The organism is Kordia aestuariivivens (assembly GCF_014397005.1).
Classification (GTDB): Bacteria; Bacteroidota; Bacteroidia; order Flavobacteriales; family Flavobacteriaceae; genus Kordia; species Kordia aestuariivivens.
Map to the genome: position 1 here is coordinate 143,467 of NZ_JACGWS010000011.1, position 18,648 is coordinate 162,114.

The 18,648-nt window shown below is 32.5% G+C and carries 17 protein-coding genes; 10 read left to right on the forward strand and 7 right to left on the reverse strand.

What is annotated here, in order from left to right:
* Positions 1–259: 259 nt before the first annotated feature.
* From H2O64_RS17370 to H2O64_RS17390, 5 genes are all read left to right on the forward strand, one after another.
* The gene (locus H2O64_RS17370; protein WP_187563482.1) at positions 260–910 is read left to right on the forward strand and encodes an alpha/beta fold hydrolase; all 651 of its coding nucleotides are present in this window, start codon (positions 260–262) and stop codon (positions 908–910) included.
* A 175-nt stretch (positions 911–1,085) separates the two neighbouring features.
* Complete coding sequence (locus H2O64_RS17375) at positions 1,086–2,150, forward strand: methyltransferase (RefSeq protein WP_187563483.1); 1,065 nt, start codon at positions 1,086–1,088, stop codon at positions 2,148–2,150.
* An 85-nt stretch (positions 2,151–2,235) separates the two neighbouring features.
* The gene (locus H2O64_RS17380; RefSeq protein WP_187563484.1) at positions 2,236–2,571 is read left to right on the forward strand and encodes a nuclear transport factor 2-like protein; all 336 of its coding nucleotides are present in this window, start codon (positions 2,236–2,238) and stop codon (positions 2,569–2,571) included.
* 224 nt (positions 2,572–2,795) lie between these two features.
* Complete coding sequence (locus tag H2O64_RS17385) at positions 2,796–3,602, forward strand: hypothetical protein (protein ID WP_187563485.1); 807 nt, start codon at positions 2,796–2,798, stop codon at positions 3,600–3,602.
* A 585-nt stretch (positions 3,603–4,187) separates the two neighbouring features.
* Positions 4,188–5,705, forward strand: coding sequence for a T9SS-dependent choice-of-anchor J family protein (locus H2O64_RS17390; protein WP_187563486.1), 1,518 nt, complete (start codon positions 4,188–4,190; stop codon positions 5,703–5,705).
* A 25-nt stretch (positions 5,706–5,730) separates the two neighbouring features.
* Here the strand turns inward: H2O64_RS17390 and H2O64_RS17395 are convergent, their stop codons facing one another.
* The 6 genes from H2O64_RS17395 to H2O64_RS17420 all read right to left on the reverse strand — a co-directional run bounded on the left by H2O64_RS17395 (position 5,731) and on the right by H2O64_RS17420 (position 10,201).
* Complete coding sequence (locus tag H2O64_RS17395; protein WP_187563487.1) at positions 5,731–7,410, reverse strand: hypothetical protein; 1,680 nt, start codon at positions 7,408–7,410, stop codon at positions 5,731–5,733.
* Positions 7,355–8,362, reverse strand: a complete 1,008-nt coding sequence (gene gwsS, locus H2O64_RS17400; RefSeq protein WP_187563488.1) for a grasp-with-spasm system SPASM domain peptide maturase — start codon at positions 8,360–8,362, stop codon at positions 7,355–7,357. Before gwsS ends, H2O64_RS17395 begins: the two co-directional genes overlap by 56 nt.
* Positions 8,359–8,544 carry a hypothetical protein gene (locus tag H2O64_RS17405; RefSeq protein ID WP_187563489.1) on the reverse strand — a complete coding sequence of 62 codons (186 nt, stop codon included), beginning with the start codon at positions 8,542–8,544 and terminating at the stop codon, positions 8,359–8,361. The genes gwsS and H2O64_RS17405 overlap by 4 nt, the downstream gene beginning before the upstream one ends.
* 2 nt (positions 8,545–8,546) lie before the next feature.
* On the reverse strand, positions 8,547–9,509 hold the full coding sequence (gwsG, locus tag H2O64_RS17410) for a grasp-with-spasm system ATP-grasp peptide maturase (protein WP_187563490.1): 963 nt from the start codon (positions 9,507–9,509) through the stop codon (positions 8,547–8,549).
* 79 nt (positions 9,510–9,588) lie between these two features.
* Positions 9,589–9,753 carry a hypothetical protein gene (locus H2O64_RS17415; RefSeq protein WP_187563491.1) on the reverse strand — a complete coding sequence of 55 codons (165 nt, stop codon included), beginning with the start codon at positions 9,751–9,753 and terminating at the stop codon, positions 9,589–9,591.
* 247 nt (positions 9,754–10,000) lie between these two features.
* A complete protein-coding gene (locus H2O64_RS17420; RefSeq protein ID WP_187563492.1) occupies positions 10,001–10,201 on the reverse strand; it encodes a hypothetical protein in 201 nt (66 codons plus the stop codon).
* Between the two features lie 484 nt (positions 10,202–10,685).
* Here H2O64_RS17420 and H2O64_RS17425 point away from each other — a divergent pair, with 484 nt between their 5' ends.
* Positions 10,686–10,907, forward strand: coding sequence for a hypothetical protein (locus H2O64_RS17425; protein ID WP_187563493.1), 222 nt, complete (start codon positions 10,686–10,688; stop codon positions 10,905–10,907).
* 289 nt (positions 10,908–11,196) lie between these two features.
* Positions 11,197–12,090: a hypothetical protein gene (locus tag H2O64_RS17430; protein ID WP_187563494.1), complete on the forward strand. Its 894-nt coding sequence runs from the start codon at positions 11,197–11,199 to the stop codon at positions 12,088–12,090.
* A 293-nt stretch (positions 12,091–12,383) separates the two neighbouring features.
* Here the strand turns inward: H2O64_RS17430 and H2O64_RS17435 are convergent, their stop codons facing one another.
* Entirely contained in the window at positions 12,384–14,003 is a 1,620-nt protein-coding gene (locus tag H2O64_RS17435; RefSeq protein ID WP_187563495.1) for a tail fiber domain-containing protein, read from the reverse strand.
* 311 nt (positions 14,004–14,314) lie between these two features.
* Between H2O64_RS17435 and H2O64_RS17440 the strand changes: the two genes are divergently transcribed.
* Genes H2O64_RS17440 through H2O64_RS17450 form a run of 3 tightly spaced genes read left to right on the forward strand, consistent with a single transcriptional unit; the run spans position 14,315 to position 18,608 of the window.
* The gene (locus H2O64_RS17440; RefSeq protein ID WP_187563496.1) at positions 14,315–16,687 is read left to right on the forward strand and encodes a penicillin acylase family protein; all 2,373 of its coding nucleotides are present in this window, start codon (positions 14,315–14,317) and stop codon (positions 16,685–16,687) included.
* Positions 16,688–16,734: 47 nt separating this feature from the next.
* A complete protein-coding gene (locus H2O64_RS17445; protein WP_187563497.1) occupies positions 16,735–17,259 on the forward strand; it encodes a DUF4252 domain-containing protein in 525 nt (174 codons plus the stop codon).
* A complete protein-coding gene (locus H2O64_RS17450; protein WP_187563498.1) occupies positions 17,229–18,608 on the forward strand; it encodes an aldehyde dehydrogenase in 1,380 nt (459 codons plus the stop codon). The genes H2O64_RS17445 and H2O64_RS17450 overlap by 31 nt, the downstream gene beginning before the upstream one ends.
* The last annotated feature ends 40 nt before the right edge of the window (positions 18,609–18,648 follow it).

The following is an 18,648-nucleotide window of genomic DNA, read 5'->3' on the forward strand; positions in this document are numbered from 1 at the left end:
GATGTACACAGTCCTGAAACTCCACCTTTAATACTCGCCGAATCTAAGGTTGATACAGTTTCTTTTGAAATGGATAAGCTTTTAATTCTTACTTCTTTTCTGATCTAAAATTTGTAGTTTTTGCTGCATAAAGTTATAAAAATCAATAGGTTACACTTTACGGTTTTACCCTATTTAACAAAATTTTAAAAAGTAGCCGTCTGATTAAAATACATTTCGATAATAATTCTTTAATTTTAAAGGACATAATACACCTTGCATGAAAATCATTTTAATTCCAGGATTGGCTTTTGACTGTCGAATTTTTGAAAACCTAGATTTATCAGGCTACGAGGTGGAACATCTTAATTGGATTGAACCCAAAACCAACGAGAAAATTCATGAATATTCACAGCGTTTATTTTCAAAAATTGAACCTTCTTCTGAAAAAGTAACGCTTATTGGTCATTCGCTCGGCGGAATCGTTTCGCAAGAAATTGCAAGTGCTCATAACATTGAAAAGGTCATTTTAATTTCAAGTATCCAATCAAGAAAAGAATTGCCTTTTTCTTTTAAACTCGTAAAACCATTGCGATTAGATGTGTTTTTCACGAAAGGGCTTTGTGTAAAAACAGTCAGATTTTGGGGAAAAGGTCATGGTTTTGAAACTGAGAACGAGCAAAACCTATTTAAAAGCATGGTTGGAAATCAAACAAATCGCTATTTACAATGGGCGTTGAGAGAATTATCAACTTGGCACGAACCCACAATTCCAGCAGAAACAGAAATAATTCACATTCATGGCACAAACGACAAAACTCTTCCGTATAAATTAGTCAAGAAAACAGATTTTACTATTGAAAACGGCACGCATATTTGTGTCCTTAAAAGAGCAGCAGAAATCTCTGCATTGATTAAAAATGTACTGTAACACACTAAAAAAGTAGTATTTCTATCGTTTAAAAGAATTTATATTACGTTCGTATTCTCCTGACACTGCGTTTAAAAAAGTATCTTTACCGATTAGCATTTAAAAGTGAACTGAATCATGCGTTTTGCGACAATCAATACACTGCAACTCGTTTCAAATCAAGTAAAAACAATCGATGAGTACAGACATACAGGTACATAAGCCAACACCAATTATCGCTAAAGAAAAGTTAGTGCTTTTTGATCGTTCGTCAGATATGAAACAAACAATGAAAGCGTTAGAAGCTGGAAAATCGGTATTAATCACAGCGTTTTATAGCAATGGTTTGTCGCTTTTGAAAGAATTGCAAGTATATCTTAGAAGAAAGTTGCCCACCGAATCTTTTAAAGAACAACGCGAATATCGTGCGCAATATCACAAGTTATCGAATCAAATCTTAATAGAAATTGCTGACCATAAACTGGTTCCCAAAAAAGCACCTTCTATTGGTTGGTTAGAAAAATTATATCCTGAAACTGGCAATTTTTTATTGACTTTTCCACAAATACAAGGACTGAATAGTGCTTGGCAATGGTATATAAAAGGGATTGCAATTCCTGTATTGCGAAACAAATTGCATCCGTATTACGGCACCTATTTCCCTACTCGCTTTGATCATTTGATTCTTTTTGACAATTGGTTGAAACGCTACGAAGGACCAAAAAAGTCTGCCATTGATGTTGGTATTGGAAGTGGCGTACTTTCGTTTCAACTAGTAAAACATGGCTTTCAGAAAGTTTTTGGTACAGATACAAACCCGAATGCAATTGTAGGGCTTACCGAATTTATGGGCGATACAAAAATGTCCAGAAAGGTTGAATTAGATTTTGGGCATCTTTTTGGGAAATGGGAAAAACAAACCGAACTCATTGTTTTCAATCCGCCATGGTTGCCAACCTCTAAGCAATTAAATAGAAATGATGAAGCTATTTATTATCCTGAAGGTTTATTTCCTGACTTTTTTACAGAAGCTAAAAAAAGGCTTTTGCCAGAAGGCAAACTCGTTATTATATTCTCAAATTTAGCGCAAATAACAAATGTTACAACTGATCATCCTATTGAAAAAGAACTCGCCAGCGGTGGACGATTTCAATTGGAAAGAAAGTTAACAAGAGCTGTAAAAGCGGCTTCCGACAAAACAAAACGCGATCAGCATTGGCGCGCTTCCGAAGAAGTAGAACTTTGGGTGTTGACGTATTGATAAGTCTATTCCGAAAATACACAAAATTGTTCGTTTCGCTTTCAGTAACTTAGTTGCTTATATTCACTCAAAAACACGAACGCACATGAAAACAATGACATTAGTAGTGCTTTTGCTATCATTTAGTGTTGGAATTGCTCAGGAACAAGATACACCACTAGAAATTGTGAATAAGAGAATGCGTTTGTACAATGAACACAACTTTGAAGCGTTTATAAAACTTTATAAAGAAGATGTGAAAATTTACACCTATCCAGATAAGTTATTAGGAACAGGGACCGAAAATATTGCTTCTATTTTTGAACCCAAATTTACTTCCAAATCTATAAAGGTGGAAATTATAAGCCAAATGACGAATGGAAACCACGTAATCAATCATGAAATCGTAACAGAAAACGGAAAGAAAACAAAGTACATTTAAATTTATGAAATCAACAATGGATTGATTAGTAGTGTACGATTTGTAAGGGATTATTAGCGTTTAAAAGGGTTTCAATAATGTTACATACAAATTGGTCATAAGTTATTAGTTATTGAAGAGAAAACAGTATTTTGTAAAAAATATTCGGGATTCTGTATACGTATTGCATACAATTTTGAAACTATTTTTTCAACTGACCTTATAACCCTTTAACAAAAATTAAAATGAACAAACCACTGACTTTACTGATGAGTATTGCTATGATACTTATTCTCAATTTTTCACTTTTTGCACAAGATGATACCGAAACAATAGCGCTAGAAAATGAAATACAGCAATCTTATGATTATCATGAATTGGAAGAGAAAAGATTAGAGCTTATTGCTGATATGTATTCAATGATGTATGAGATTGGTGGTCTTTTTACAGAACTAGAGAGAGCGCAAAGCCTTGAAAAATTAGTAAATAGCTACCATGAAAAAATTTCTAAAGGTATGGATTCAAGTGTTTTTTCAATGAAAGAACGAATGAATATTGAGCGTTTACAAGAAATAAAGTCGCAAATTGTATTACCTGAACTTCAAACAGTTGGCGGTATAGATTTACATAATATGCAATCTATTAGCGTGACAGAAGGTTTTCGACGAATCATAGAAAACAAAGTGCAAACAATTGTAAAAAAGACAGATCAACTTTCAAGTGTTGGCACAAAAGTAACAGAGTTGAACAATACTTCTTTTGTAACTCAAAACTTTAAAAAACAGATTAGTTGGTCATTCGCTCTTTTAGTTGGGATTGTCATTGTTGGCTTTTTTGTCATAGCGTATAGAGATGATGAAATTCGTAAAACAATTTTCTCTGGCGACGCTGGACTGCAATTTATCACCATTTTCTCAATCATTATTGCTATTATTCTATTTGGAATTACAGGAGTTTTGGGTGGAAAAGAGATTTCAGCATTAATTGGAGGAATTTCTGGTTATATTTTAGGTCGTAGCAGTCTTAGTTCTAACGCTAAGAAAGGAAACTAGTTTAAAAAAGTTATAGTAGTATTCAAACTTGATTACAAAATCTTAAAGACAAAAAAGGCGAACCAAAGTTCGCCTAATTTACTAAACTACATGCAAGCCATTGTAATGAGACAATGACAACGCGATCCTGGTAATCCATAGCATTTAGTTACAAAAGTTGGATCTATACCTCCAACTAAAGTATCGTGCTTTAAATTTGAAATAGATTTTTTGTTCAGTTTTAATGATGTAAGATTACTTTTTTTCATGATATAATGTTTTGGTTAACTAAAAAGTATAAAAACAAATGAAGAACCACTTACGGTAACACCATAATTAACATAGAATCGTAGTTTAAAAATAACACAACCTCACTATCAGGCTTTAATTTTAAGAATTGTTTCTCTGTATCAACAAGGTTTATAAAGCCAACCTTTTTGATTAACGATTTTAAAACAAGTAGCGTGTTTGTAAAAGAACACGCTTTATTTGTTGCATTAAATTCAATTAAATCTACTACAATTCACTGAATTGTCAGATACTCCACACTTTCTGCATACGCTACTTCTCTATATTTGACAGCGATTAATTTCTAAATCATTTATTATGAAAAAAGCAGTACTCATTATTTTTACTTTCATTTCTACACTGCAACTGTTTGCACAACCAAGCAATGACCAATGTGTTAATGCAATTACGCTTTCTTGCGGAACTACCTTAAACAATCAAGATACAATTAATGCTGTATTAGAAGATTCAAATAGTTGTATTGGGAATCTGATTGGAGAAGATGTATGGTATAAGTTTGAAGGAACTGGAGATGAAATAAATTTTGTGCTAGTCATGTCTAACGGAACTGCCTACACAGAAATTTACGAAAGTACCAACAATGAATGTTCAGGAATTTCGATTGGCAATTGTATTTATGGCGCTGGATTTATTAATGGTTCTATCAGTACAACGACGCTCTTCTCAGATATAGGAACCACTTATTATATAAGAGTCGGAAATAAAATCAATGATGGACCCATTGAGTTTTCTATCACTACAAATTGTACACCATGTTCTGCTCCTGCGGGTTTAGGTGTTACGAATATCACAACAGCAAGTGCTGATCTTACTTGGGTAGAATTGGGCGCGGCTACGGCATGGAATGTAGAATGGGGATTAACTGGTTTTACGCAAGGAACTGGGAATGCAATTAACAACACTCCCAATAATCCTCAAAATATAACTGGCTTAACTTCTGGTGCAACGTATGATTTTTATGTGCAAGCCGATTGTGGCCCAGATGGTACTTCTACTTGGGTAGGTCCGTATACATTTATAGCGACTTGTTTAGCGACGCCTCCATACGCAGAAAGTTTTGAAGACTTTACGGTTTCCGAAGCTGATTTTTTAGAAGGAAATTGCTGGACAGGAACTCCAGGGAGTATTGGTGGTTACAATTGGGAAGTTGCAGCTCCAACTGACACGTCGTCAACGGACACTGGTCCTGCTCCGAATTTAAGTGATGGAAATTATATGTTTACAGAAGCTTCTGCCGCTTTAGGTGGAGAAGTTACAAACTTAATATCTCCTTCTGTAGATTTATCTACTTTGGCTGATCCTGAAATGACTTTTAAGTATCATATGTTTGGGGTTGATATGGGAACTTTAGAAATTCTTATAGATAATGGCTCCACAACGACAACTGTATTTACAGTATCTGGTGAACAACAAGCAACTGAAAATGATCCGTTTATAACGGCTACTATTGATTTGTCAAACTATGTTGGACAAACCATACAAGTTACTTTTAAAGCTATTATGGGACCCGGATTTCGAAGCGATATTGCCATAGATGATATAACTTTTGGTGAAGCTATTTTAGGTGTAGAAGAATTCGAGAATGCAACATCACTCACATATTATCCAAATCCTGTGGAGAATATATTGACATTGAATTCGCTATCGAAAATCCAACAGGTTAGGATTTACAATATGTTAGGACAAGAAGTGAAATTACACGCTCCAAACACTAAAGAAGCTAAAATAGATTTAAGCAATTTACAATCGGGAACATATTTTGCGCAAGTAACTATTGATGATGCTTTTAAAACGATTCGCATCTTAAAAAACTAATTCATATTGAAGGAAACAGCTAAAATTAATCAACAGTTATCAATTCAGAAATAATCAAATTATTATGAATGTCTTTTACAACTAATTGATATGCGCCAACGGGCAACGAAAAATTGATACCTTTTTTATCAATCGCACTAATTTTATTGAGAATAGCTATTGAATTCGATTTGTATTTTGAATACTCATTTGCAAAATAGAATGAAAATAATAGTTGCTCATTCTCATGATTGTTTAGGAGTTCATTTGTGAAATTGATCGTTTTAAGTTGCTCCTTTTCATAAATAGATTCTAAAGCGGGTTTTAGATTGTTTAGTAAGAAGTAATCGACATTTGTATTAATTTTTGGCACATTTTTTAACGCAGCTGATTCCAGTAAAGTCAATGTGTTTGAAGAAGTATACGGAATTTCTACTTGGTCAATTGTTACAGGATTAATGTTTGTTAATTCCATAAAATATTCCGCCATTCGTTTGTTCGTAGCATCTTTTTCTAAAATATGATCAATTCCTGAATAGACCACTATTTTTGCGTTTGGATCTGTATCTAAGATGCTTTTTATGTTTATTGCTTGCGTTTGTTCTCTGTTTTCTGTGCTAAAATCATCATACCCAACAATTGTAAAACCTAATTTTAATGCTTCTCTGATGAAAAGTCCGAAATAAGGTTCTCGGGTGTAATAGCCCGAAGATTTCAGTGGAAAACTACTGTTTTGAAAGAATGAATTTTTCTCTTTATCGATAGCTTCTACAGCCAAATATTTAAAACCGTTTTCTTTTAAGGTAGCTAACATTTTTAAAGCAGCGATTCTATGTTTTGGATGCCAATGCATTTCATTGAGCATGAGCACTTGTGTCTTGCTTGAAATTTGCTTTATTTTTGCTAAAAACGAATCTTCAAAAGTTACATTTCTGTTGTTTTTTAAAATAGAATCAATATGTTTTTTTAAATATTTTTCCCTTTTGAGTTCAAATTTAGCAACCAAGTCATTGTAATTTTTATAAGTCGGATCTTTGGAAAGAATCGTTGTTAATAACTGAAACTTTGTCCACTCATTATTGTTCTTCTTTTCTATCGGAGCATTCTCAAATTTACTTTCTACGAATAAAATATTGTCTTCTTGCTTATACGTGTTGAATACTTTCATGTACGTTAGCTCATCTTTCAATGAATTATCAAATCGTACAGAGTTTACTATTGATTTCCCGTCTTGTAGCATTGATCTATTTGATTTATGCGTGCCAATTGCTTTTAAATACACATAAATTGCTTTTGTTTTTTCTGTTTTTCGGTACACGACAAAATTCTCAATAGTATCATTTACAACTAAATCAACAGTAGTAGATTCTGTGCTACTTTGAAGTGTCTTATCAATTTTATAGAAAAAAAGAAGGTCATATTTGGGTGAAGAATACGCTTTTCCGGCTACGACTAAATCTTTGTAGCTAATGTTTAAATCATTGGTACTCATGATTTTTTTGTACTCACTTTTACTAGGAAATAAATAGTTAATATCTCCAAAAAAACGAGCGCTGATTTTTAAAGAATCGTTGTAGAATTCATTTCCGTTGAAATAATTATAGTTTCTATTCACGTCAACAACACTACATGATGATACTAGAATGAGTACTATTACATATAGAACTGCTTTATGACTTCCATTCAGTTGTCTGCGGATCATAATTGCAAGTGGAATTATGTTCATATACTTCATTTTCAAGGTTGCTTTTTAGTACAGGAATTCTATTGTCTGGACAAACGTATCTAAATTCACACGATTTGCAAACTTCAATTTTTTCCTTAGGTATCTTCCATAATTTTTTAAAAGCTTTGGAAGTAACTATTGATTTTATATCATCCTTTTCAATAGAACCATGTGTAATTTCGGAATTATAATAATTCTTAATATTTCCTTCATTATCAATGTATGCTTTTCTATTAAAGAAAAGGTTATGCTTTAAAGATTCTCTGTATGCTTTTTGGTTTAAAATAAAATCGTGTATGTTCGTTATTCGCTTTGTGAGCACTGTATCAAAAGAGCCGTTTTCATAGCTAAATGGCTTGTCTTCGCCTTGCTCCTGTTCGTTGGACTCAAAAAAGACTGTTTTTTTGAATCTTGGAAACGTATAGTGAAGATTCAAAATTTCAGCTTCACTTTCCGCTTCATGCTTAGTGATCAGTGAAACACTTTGGATTTTTGATCCTTCAAGCAGATTCAAAACGTTCTCTAGATGTGTACTATCAACTTCTTTTCTTGTCAAGAATACAACTTGAATGCAACCTAAAGAATTGATGTTTTGTAATAACGCTATTTTACTTTCTTGCAAAGTGTCTATTTCTAAAAAAAGAATATCCAACAAAAAAGGAGAACTGAATTTGTTGCTATTACTCGGAAATCGACTTACATCTTTCGTCAAATGAATCAATTCATTCGCTACTAAATAATTGAAATACTTATCTAACAAAGCAGTTTGCGACTCATATTCTTTATAAATTGTTGCCAACGTATTTGTTTCGTTTTCTAAAAGTAAATCTATAATAGAGTTTGGGAAAAAGAAAAAACTTCCACGTTGCAAATCAAAAATAACGCCTCTTTTTGATCCTTTTACAGGAACGCAAGAATTATGAAACTTGAAATAATTGTCTTTATCAATCATAAAAATGCTGGTTTATAAAAATCGTAACACCTCATTTTATCTGTCGTATAAAAATCAGAAGCCACAAATGTTAAATCTGATCTTTTTATAGGAGCAACTTCTTTGCCTTCAATAAAAAAAACATTTATAGGCAAACAGTCTTTAAACTCTAATGGAATTTCATCAACTAAAACAGTCTTCATATTCAATCTAATTTTTTAATTAAATAATTTGCTACTTTCTTATGTAAATTATAATTGCAAGGGAAACTAGTCATCCCAAATTGCCCAGAAGGATTCACTTCTAAAAAATAATAATTACCATCAATACCTTTTACCAAATCAATAGATCCGGTGTTTAAGCCTATATGCTTCATTAGGTTTGACAACTTTTTTTCAATAGCACTTGGAAGTTTATATCTGGCAACTCTATTTGGATTGTCGAAATCGTAATTTCTAAAATCGACTTTGGTTTTTTCATTATTCTGAGAAAAAATAACCATGCTGTAGAACTTCTTTTCAATAAAAAATATTCTTAATTCATATTCTTTTACAATATACCCTTGAAATAATGAAGGACTGAATTTTGGAGTTACCTTTGAAAGGTCTTCTATTTTTTGCGTATAAAAAGGATAATTTTTTCCTTCATACTGAATATGTTTTCCTTCTCCTAAGGACTTAGAAATAATTGAATTATTGTTATTTTTAAAAAAGGCTTCAAGATCAGTCTTTTTAGAAGTAACGGTTGTGTTGGGTATTTTTAGCCCAAATTGATGCGCTAAATTTAATATTTCAAGCTTCGTTAGCATGTTCTTTCTTTTGAACAACCACTTTTTATCTTCCAATAAATTAAAGATGATGGTTCTTAAAACAGAAAATTCTGAACTAACATAGCGTACCAAATCATTTTTACTGCCAAATTCATCTTGATATCCTTTAAAAAAACCAAACTTTCGATACCAAACTACGGTGATTTCTTTAAAATAAAATTTAATGTTTTTTGAAACGATGTATGAATCTTCCATTTTTACTGGATCGAGGAAAAAAGAAGCCTTTCCAGTCATAATATCTTCATCATTCAGCCTAAAAAACGGGGTGTTTTTAAAATGTAACCAATCGATAACCGCTTGCGTGTCATAATCTCTTGGTGTGCTTAAAATTAATATCATAAATTGATAGTATTAAAAAAAATAAAATGAGATTGTATAACGAATCATACAATCTCATCATAATATTAGTAATAAAATATTACTTTAAGTCATCCCAATCTTCATCAGAACCATCGTCTCCATCAGCAGGAGCTCCACTTCCAACAGTTACCGTGTTAGAACTGAATGTGTTAGACGCCATTCTTCCTCCAAAAATTGAATCGATATCAACTTTTTCACAATTAAAATCTTCTAATTTTTTCATTTTAAAAAAAATTTATAAATTAATGCTTACTCTTTTTAAGGATTTTCAGCTTCCTCCCTATTTTATTCAAATGAATTGCTTTTGATTTAATGATTTTCAAAGTATATAAATCAAAAGGTTTGTGAGTAGGGTTTTACCTTATTTAACAAAAATCTGTAACAGTCAGTACTATACTGTGTGAATAAACCGTCTCTATGAAACATATTTTCCTTCTAGCGAACCAAAATTCGCTAGAATGCGTGACTAATTAGCAGTTGCCACACGTTGGTTTAAGTTCTTCTCCTACTTGAGCAGTAGTAATACAAGTTTCAGATTCACATATAATAAAGCTATTCACAGTTATAAGAGAAGGCATAAGCGTAACACTTCCACCTACTACTTTATTTTTTTTGAAACTTGAAACAAACGTTTTATTAAGTTTTAACGATTTTAGATTCTTTTTTTTCATAATTAAAATAATTTAAAATTAATGATGATTAAAGGTTGGAAATAAAAATAAAAAATAAAAGAATCATGCATCGAGATTCATAAATATCGAGCATAAAAACAGTTGTTTTTATAGTACCTCTAAGGTTCCTAAAGTCAACTTTTTTAATTGAAGATTTAAAAGCAATTAGCACGTATTTTGAGAAATATTCTTGTTTTTAGGAATGTCCAAAAAAGTTGTATTTTTAGAAAAACAACAGGAATTCCCTATATATATACGTTCATAAATATTGAAGAATGAGAAAAATAAAACTAAAATATGGTGTATGTATATTGGCGTGTATCATTTGTGTATTCACGTGGTCTTGTTTAAATCAATAGAACGTAATTATGTCAAATAATAAAACAAAAGATATATCATCTAGTAATGGAAAGTATATCATATCTGCCCCAATAATTTTTAAAAATTTCGTTAAAAAAATGGCGAGATAACTGAACATAAAGAGATGTACATTCGACGTTCCATACAAGATTATTATATAAAATTCTGCGAAAGTAAAATTAGTAGTGAAGATTTAGAAAATTATCTTTCTACGATGGATACAGAAATTAAAGTTGCCACACTTGAAGTTGAATTTCTTGATGGATATTGGGATATCTGTGATGGTGATTTTGAACAACAAAGTAGAATAAGTTCCTATGTAATTATTCATAGAATAGTGGAATAGACACCATCGGATTTATATTTTGAATAGTAATTAGTTACTATTTGCAAACCATTTAGCGTAAAAAAAACGCCTCACTATGAATAGTAGCTCAAACTATTGATAAGTTTAGGCAAATCTCCTACAATTCACTGAATTGTCAGACGCTCTACTTTACCTCTGCTTCCATTTTAATTATATTTGACAACAATTAATTTCAAACAAATTTTAAATCTTTTTAAAAAAAAGTTACATATCAGGAACTTTTATTTCTAATAAAAACGATCCAACAAATTCTAAAATTTACATCATTATGAAAATAAAAACTTTTGTTTCAATTCTTATATTCGTTTTTAGTCAATACGCTTTTTCTCAAGAGTTTTATTCTGACATTGACGAAAAATCAAGTTATAATGTTACTATTAGCTTTAAAAATAATGAACAAAAGCAATACAATAACGTCAGACTTTCTAAGATATATACAGGAATGAAACAAAATAATTCTGTTTTGCCATCTTTTAAACCATTAAGTATTAAAAAACTAAAAAAGCAAAAGATTGTTGTAAAGCAGAAAAAGAAACAAAAAATAGAAATCCCGAAAGATTCTATCAGTGAATTAATTATCGAAGATGTAAAGAAGAACATCACTTATAAATTCAAAAATTCAACAATTAAAGGGTTTGATAAGGAGTTAAATTTAGTTACCGTAGCGGAAAATATATTGTTACCGTTGCAATATACCGATAGCATAAATATTTACGGATATAAAGTAACTACTTTTGATGTGTACAATGAACAAAAAAATGGCTATAGTACGAGAAGAATGATGCCGCCTGTATCAAGTATTTATTATTTTTTAAATCATCCAGACTCAGACGTCGTAATAAATCCCGTTGATTTTTCTGGTGGTATGTTTAACACAAAATTGATTTCTGATAAGTTTGTTGCTACGCTTAAAGAAATAGGAAAAGACTGTGATGCTTTTGTTGCACAATATAAAGATTACAACTATGCAAAAGTGTCTCAAAAACAAGCGAAAGAGTTTGCTAAAGTTTATAAAAAGAAAATGAAAGAGATCAAGAAAAAGTCAAAAAGCCTTCCTAAAAAAGACAGAGACGCATATATAGAGAGTGAATACAACCGATTATTTTTATTAAATAATTATATCAAAATTATAGATGATTACAAGGAAAAATGTACCGAATAATGGCAGTTATTAATTAAAAACAACTAGTCTAAAAACAAGTTTTATATCCAAACTAGAAACTAAACCCTAGTAGAAAACATATCCGAAACCGTTACTTAAACTATTAATAATAGAATAAAACCTAAACAAACAGAATTAGTTTTTTTCTAATTTGAAAGAGGTTGTCTAAAAATATAATTTTATCAAACTGAACTTAATTCAGTTTCACATAATCCATGAAAATTAGCACGTTGAGATTCTGAATGCCGCTTTTCAAGACTTTTTAGACAACCTCTAAATATTAATATTCATTTTTATTTCACAATCATCTTTTTTGTTCCCATAACAATATTATCAGCAATTAATGTGTAGAAATAAATACCCGATTTAAGGCTATCTTTATTAATTACTAATTGAGACTTTCTTCCTCTTTCATCAAGTTTAAAAGTATTAATTGTGGTTCCATTAGAATCATAGATAATGATTTTTGCACTATTTACTGTCTTTAAAATGAAATAGTCAACTGTTGTTGTTGTATTAAATGGATTAGGGTAATTTGTAGAGAACGATGTTCTATCACCAAGTTTTAATCCTTCATCTGTAGATGATGATAATTGCTCTATGTCTGAAAGTTTATTTTCAAGTAATATAATTTGATTCTGCTGTTCCTTGATAGCTTCAACTAATACAGGAATAAGTGCTGTATAGTTCATGCTATGCTCACCACTTTTATCAACATGTACAATTTCTGGAATGATTTGTTTTACTTCTTGGGCAATAAAACCAATTTGTTTACGGTCCGTAAAGTCATATTGGTCAAATTCACCAACTCTCCAATCATATTTTTTTCCATTAAGTTTCAGTAGCGTTTCTAAAGGATTTTCAATAGCAACTATGTTTTTCTTAAACTTTTTATCCGATATAAAAATATTTGCCATTGAATGAACAGGACCATTTACACTTAGTTTATATGTAGGTGTGACAGTTCCTACTCCTACATTAGTGCCATTATCGAATACTTGACTACATGTAAGATCACCACTACTTGTTACTTTTGTTAAACGGTTAGTTGGGGTTTGAGGTGATACTAACAAGCATCTTAATGATACACCATTAAAATTATTAGAATACTGTTGTACATTACCATTAGCATCAGTTCCCAAAATATAAGTAGCACTTCTTGCAAAAGGAAGATTTTCGAACCGAAGTTTTCCTGTTGTATGAAGTTGAGCCGTTGGACTTGAAGTCCCAATACCAACTTGTCCATTGGTATAAATATTATCGTTTATCGATGTTGGAATGCCTCCTGTTGTTTTAAACCAATCGGCATCTGAGCTTCCACCACCACTCGGAACAGGATATTCTCGTACATTTCCACTTGTATCAGTTCCTAACATAAAAGTAGCAGTAGTTCCATTAGAAAGATTTTGAAACCTAACAGCTCCATTTGTATGCAGTCTAGCACTTGGAGTTGTAGTTCCCAACCCTAAATTTCCATTTGCACGTAATGTCATTAACTGTGTATTACCATTTTCCCAAGCAAACACAGGCCTATTAACTACATTGCTCGCTGATGTTCCCCAAGGAAATGATCCTCCACTCGGAGCATTCAAATTAATATTGTTTCTAAGCTCTGCTCTGAATATCATCAGAGGAATACTTCCAGTATCAAATGCAGAAGTTGTTGTAGCGAAATTCCTTAACACATATCTATTATCTGATTGTTGATGTGCCCAAATAGACGGAATAAATTTCCCTGTCTGATTTGTTGAATTAGTAATTTCAAGGAAGTCTCTTGCTTCGTCTTGTACTTTAAATCTAGCAACTCGTTCTGCGTCACCATTACTAGCGACATTAATATCGTGTGGCACTTGCGCAAACATTAAATTAGATATTAATAAAGAAAATCCGAAAAAAATAATTTTTAGTTTCATAATTATCATGGTTTAAATTAGTCCATTCAATGTAGGAATTAATCCATTATTAAAAAGAGTATTATACTCGTTATTTATGAATTGTAAGAACATGTTTTTAACCAATGAAACATTAATTAATGTAAAAAAATATCAAGAAAAATTAGAAGAAATAGGAAAGACTAAGGGTGACGATTAAACTCGTATAGTGAAACTTTAAAATTATCGTTTAAGAAGAAAATTCTTAGCACCAAAACTAGCAACCAAACCCCAAAATTTTAACTTCCAAACTCTAAATAAATTTTTGTAGTTTTAAAAAAAAATGATTCACATTGAAAAAAGCTGCTAAAATTATCGGAATCCTATTGCTTGTTATTTTTATTGCAGGATTTTGGTTTTACACCACCTTATTGCCAACCTACGACGGAACACTCGATATTGAAAACCTTCAAGAAGAAGTCACCATTCATTACGATACATACGGAATTCCACATATTTATGCTAACAATGAACCCGATGCGTTTACGGCGTTAGGCTATGTACACGCACAAGATCGTTTATGGCAAATGGAACTCATTCGCAGAATTGCACCGGGAAGATTATCAGAATTATTTGGAGAAAAATTACTCGATACGGATCGCTTTTTTGCCGCTTCAGGGATTGATGAAGCTTCCGAACAAACTTTATTAGAACTCGATAAAAACTCACAGAGTTACAAACTCGCGCAAGCATACATCAACGGAATCAATCAATTTGTCGCAAATGGCGCTACACCAATTGAATTTTACCTTACGGGAACGGACAAAACCGAATTCACCATTAAGGATATTCACAACATCATTGGTTACATGGCGTTTAGCTTCGCAATGGCACACAAAACAGATCCATTACTAACCGATATACAACAAAAACTTGGCAACGAATATCTGGCAGATTTAGGCGTTCATGTAGATCCAAAAACGACACTTTTGCACAATTATCCTTCAAAAGCTAGAACTGCCATCAAAAATACATTGGTAACTTCTGTTCACAATGCATTAAATCCATTGCCAATTCCGCAATTTATTGGAAGTAACAGTTGGGTGATTGCGCCACAAAAAACAGCTACAGGAAAAGTATTATTTGCCAATGATCCACATATTGGATTTTCGCAACCTTCGGTTTGGTATGAAGCACATGTGCATACACCAACCTATGAAATGTACGGATATCACTTGGCAGGAACCCCTTTTCCATTATTAGGTCACAACCGAAAAATAGCCTACGGAATGACGATGTTTGAAAATGATGATATTGATTTCTATTGGGAAGAAAACAAACCGAATGACGACAATTCGTATAAAACGCCAACTGGTTGGGAAACCTATGAAACACGTACCAAAACGATTCAAGTAAAAGATGGTGAACCTGTGGAATTGACGTATAAAATATCGCGTCATGGACCAATTTTAAATCAAATTGCGGACGGAATCAATTACGAACAACCTGTTGCGATGTCTTGGGCATATGTACATCACAAAAATCAGGTTTTGGAAGCCTGTTACATTATGTCACATGCAAACAATCAAGCTGAATTTGAAGAATGTTTACCTAAAATTCACGCGCCAGGTTTAAATTTAATGTATGGCGATGCAGAAGATAATATTGGTTGGTATGCGGTCGGACAACTCTTTGAACGTCCATCACATGTAAATTCAAAATTAATTTTAGATGGTGCTTCAGGTGCAAACGAAAAAATTCGATACATGAAATCGGATGAAAATCCTGGTGCTGTAAATCCACCGTGGAATTATGTCTATTCTGCCAACAATCAACCAGATAGTATTGCCAAAGATTTATATCCTGGGTATTATTTACCCGAAAATAGAGCAAAACGCATCAAAGAACTCATCGAACAGAAAAGTGATTGGACAAAAGATGATATGATGAATATGACACTTGATGTGACAGCAAAAACACATGTAGCGGCGATTCAAGAAGTCATAAAAGTAATTGAAAGCAGTAATTTTTCTGCCAAAGAAAAAGAAGCGATCAACATATTAAAAAACTGGAATGGCGACAATCAACTCACAGATATTGCGCCAACTATATATCATAAATTTATCTATCAATACCTAAAAAATACATTTACCGACGAGTTGGACAAAGAAACATTTGATCAACTTATAAAAACGCATATTGCAAAACGATTCACTGCGCCACTACTCTACCAAGAATCTATTTGGTACGATAACGTTTCCACAGAAAAGAAAGAAACTAGAAAAGACATCTTACTAGAATCATTCAAAGAAGCCATTGCATTGTTAGAAACACAATTAGGCAATGATGTAAACGCTTGGACGTGGAATAAAGTACATACTGTAGAACATCCGCATCCAATGGGACAAGTGGAAACCTTGCGTCCGTATTTTAATGTAGGTCCGTATGAAGTCGCGGGAACGCGTGAAGTCATTAACAATCTTGGGTATCATTATGATGATTCAGGTGAATACAAAGTTTATTTCGGACCTTCTACACGACGAGTTGTTGATTTTTCAGATATTGAAAATGGCATGAGCATTTTACCAACGGGACAATCGGGAAATCCGTTCAGTCCTCATTATCAAGATCAAGCGGAACTGTACATTCAAGGGAAATTTAGAAAAATGATGTTGAATACGGAAGAAATCAAACGCACCTCAAAAAACACCTTGATTTTAAAATAAAAATAGTAATTTACACTTATTTTTATACAAATTCTAAAACGTCGGTGATGAAGAAAATGATATTGATACTGAGTGTTTTACTCTTTTCCTCTTGTGGAAGTTATTACAAAATGTCAACTTTTTACAATGCACACAAAAATGATGACAAAGTAACGGCAATGCAAGTTCCGCGATTTATGTTTGCGGTTTTAAAAGGACTTTCGCCAGAAATGAATTCGGTTTTAGCCAATGTAAACGATCTTCGCTACATACAATTACAACCCAAAAATAAATCGGCAGCACAAGCAGTTCAGGCAGAAATCAATCAACTCACAAACGAACGTTTTACAGATATTTATAGAAAGAATGATTTATTAAAACGTACCTTAGTTTCGGTTCGTGAACAAGGAAATGTTATTAAAGAAGTTATCGTACATACCACAGCTGGTGAAAAACATACGGTTTTATACTTAAACGGAAATTTCAATCCAACGACAATAAAACAATACGCCGAAACAGGAAAATTTGATAATTTAGCCCAATCGATTACACAACAATACTCATGGAATACAACTGCTCCGATATCGTATTAGCACAAAAAGAGTTTTTTAAAACGCGACGCACACAAAATAGTACGTATCGAAGAAATTCATTAAAAAAGCTCTTAAAAGAAATCAAAAAACGTGAAAACGATATTTGTGACGCCTTATATGCTGATTTTAAGAAACCAAAATTTGAAGCGGTACTTACCGAAACAAGTATTGTGATTGCTGAGTTGAAGTTAACCATCAAAAAGATGAGATCATGGGCACGTCCAAAACGTGTATTGCCAGCATTATTAAACTTTCCATCGAAAGATAGAATTCATTCAGAACCTTACGGAACTACGCTAATTATTTCGCCGTGGAATTATCCATATCAGTTGGCCTTAGCACCTTTAATTGGCGCTGTTGCTGCCGGAAACACCGTTGTTTTAAAACCGTCTGAATTAACACCAAATACCTCAAAAATACTAGCAGAAATTATTTCAGAAGTTTTTGAAGAAAACCATGTGAAAGTCGTACAAGGCGGCGTTGCTATTTCTCAAGAATTATTAGCAGAACGTTGGGATTATATTTTCTTTACAGGAAGCGTGCCTGTTGGAAAAATCATTGCAAAAGCAGCTGCGCCAAATTTAACGCCTGTTACCTTAGAACTTGGTGGAAAAAACCCATGTATTGTAGACTTGCATTCCGATTTTAAATTAACTGCCAAACGCATTGTGTGGGGGAAATTTTTAAATGCAGGACAAACCTGTATCGCTCCAGATTATTTGATTGTACAAGCGCAAGCAAAGTTTGACTTTATAAAAGCATTGATTGAAGAAATTGAAGCTGCTTATGGCGAAAACCCACAAGAATCACCCGATTATCCAAGAATTGTCAACGAAAAGAATTTTAATCGTTTGGAAGCACTATTAGCAGGTGAAAATGTATTACATGGCGGAATCGTTGATAAAGACGATTTGTACATGGCGCCAACAGTTTTAGATGAACCAGCGTTTGATAGCGAAGTCATGAAAGATGAAATCTTCGGACCTATTTTACCGATTCAAGTATATTCAACCTTGGAAGATATTAGTGATATTATTGCTAAGTATGAAAAACCATTAGCATTATATGTTTTTTCTAACGATAAAAAATTCGCCAATCGCATGATAGAACGGCATTCGTTTGGTGGTGGTGCCATTAATGATACCGTGACACATTTTGTAAATCATAGATTGCCGTTTGGTGGTGTTGGACATAGCGGAATGGGCGCGTATCATGGCAGAAGAAGTTTTGATGTCTTTTCACATAAAAAATCAATCACAAACAAAGCTACTTGGCTCGATATTCCGATGCGCTATGCACCATACAGAGGGAAATTGAAAGTTTTAAAATCATTTCTGAAATATTTTTAGTCCAATTATATCTAGAAATTAATTCCTATTCCTAATACTA

Bases quoted from the DNA above. Each gene is read 5' to 3' on its own strand.
- H2O64_RS17370 (WP_187563482.1), top strand. From the start codon at position 260: ATGAAAATCATTTTAATTCCAGGATTGGCTTTTGACTGTCGAATTTTT.
- H2O64_RS17375 (WP_187563483.1), top strand. From the start codon at position 1,086: ATGAGTACAGACATACAGGTACATAAGCCAACACCAATTATCGCTAAA.
- H2O64_RS17380 (WP_187563484.1), top strand. From the start codon at position 2,236: ATGAAAACAATGACATTAGTAGTGCTTTTGCTATCATTTAGTGTTGGA.
- H2O64_RS17385 (WP_187563485.1), top strand. From the start codon at position 2,796: ATGAACAAACCACTGACTTTACTGATGAGTATTGCTATGATACTTATT.
- H2O64_RS17390 (WP_187563486.1), top strand. From the start codon at position 4,188: ATGAAAAAAGCAGTACTCATTATTTTTACTTTCATTTCTACACTGCAA.
- H2O64_RS17395 (WP_187563487.1), bottom strand. From the start codon at position 7,410: ATGAACATAATTCCACTTGCAATTATGATCCGCAGACAACTGAATGGA.
- gwsS (WP_187563488.1), bottom strand. From the start codon at position 8,362: ATGATTGATAAAGACAATTATTTCAAGTTTCATAATTCTTGCGTTCCT.
- H2O64_RS17405 (WP_187563489.1), bottom strand. From the start codon at position 8,544: ATGAAGACTGTTTTAGTTGATGAAATTCCATTAGAGTTTAAAGACTGT.
- gwsG (WP_187563490.1), bottom strand. From the start codon at position 9,509: ATGATATTAATTTTAAGCACACCAAGAGATTATGACACGCAAGCGGTT.
- H2O64_RS17415 (WP_187563491.1), bottom strand. From the start codon at position 9,753: ATGAAAAAATTAGAAGATTTTAATTGTGAAAAAGTTGATATCGATTCA.
- H2O64_RS17420 (WP_187563492.1), bottom strand. From the start codon at position 10,201: ATGAAAAAAAAGAATCTAAAATCGTTAAAACTTAATAAAACGTTTGTT.
- H2O64_RS17425 (WP_187563493.1), top strand. From the start codon at position 10,686: ATGTACATTCGACGTTCCATACAAGATTATTATATAAAATTCTGCGAA.
- H2O64_RS17430 (WP_187563494.1), top strand. From the start codon at position 11,197: ATGAAAATAAAAACTTTTGTTTCAATTCTTATATTCGTTTTTAGTCAA.
- H2O64_RS17435 (WP_187563495.1), bottom strand. From the start codon at position 14,003: ATGAAACTAAAAATTATTTTTTTCGGATTTTCTTTATTAATATCTAAT.
- H2O64_RS17445 (WP_187563497.1), top strand. From the start codon at position 16,735: ATGAAGAAAATGATATTGATACTGAGTGTTTTACTCTTTTCCTCTTGT.
- H2O64_RS17450 (WP_187563498.1), top strand. From the start codon at position 17,229: ATGGAATACAACTGCTCCGATATCGTATTAGCACAAAAAGAGTTTTTT.